The organism is Bacillus sp. AY2-1 (assembly GCF_008368965.1).
Classification (GTDB): Bacteria; Bacillota; Bacilli; order Bacillales; family Bacillaceae_G; genus Bacillus_A; species Bacillus_A thuringiensis_S.
Genome location: NZ_QPEL01000332.1, coordinates 1 through 752, shown reverse-complemented (window position 1 = coordinate 752; position 752 = coordinate 1). Strand labels below are relative to the sequence as shown.

Here is a 752-nt window from a genome sequence, read left to right as displayed (position 1 = left end):
GTTGTTACTTTTTTCTCATTGCCTTTAAAAGTAGCTAAATTATTAAGAGTTTGTGTAAAAGAACTAAACTCTGATTTTAAACTTACATATAACTGCTTATCTTTTAAAAGCTCATTTTTTGCATTTGTGTAAGGTTCATTTTTGAAATCAAGTTCTTGTTTTTCTGATTTTCGTATTTTGGGGTTAGATATTACATTACTAGGGACACCCCAAAGATGTGGTCTCCCCATAAAACTTGTATATTTTGTTCCCACCATTTCTAAACTCATTCCTTTTCAATCTATTTTTAGATGTATTTTTATTGTAATTATAAATACATCTAGAAATAGATTGATAAAATACAGCTAATTCCCCCTTAAATTATTTAGATAATTAACATCAATCCTTTTTTGATATTGTTCCAAACAGCATTAAATAAGATGTGGTTTTAAAAATAACTTTTGGTGATATAGTGAAAGAATCTGAAATAATCCTATCGACTTTATTTTTATTAAAACATAACATAAATATATTTAAAAAATATATTTTTAACTATTGGAAATGCTATTTTGCATATTTTCTAAATTACTAATAAATAAGTCTGATAATTATTTATAATAAGTAATATCAGACTTATTTATCATATAGTTTCCTAATGTAATTTAAAAAACTCTACTTTTTTAATTATTAATTTCCCTTCGTTTTATTATCTATAAAATGCCAGCGTAGATAGTTCCCAAAGCACATTGTCTCCATTGTGGAGATGCTAGTTT

Annotated in this window: 1 pseudogene; it reads right to left on the bottom strand. The window is 24.9% G+C overall.

The window, feature by feature from the left end:
- Window positions 1-269 (bottom strand): annotated as a pseudogene (gene fliD, locus DN403_RS30890) (flagellar hook-associated protein 2); the annotation flags it as partial.
- Between the last annotated feature and the right edge of the window lie 483 nt (window positions 270-752).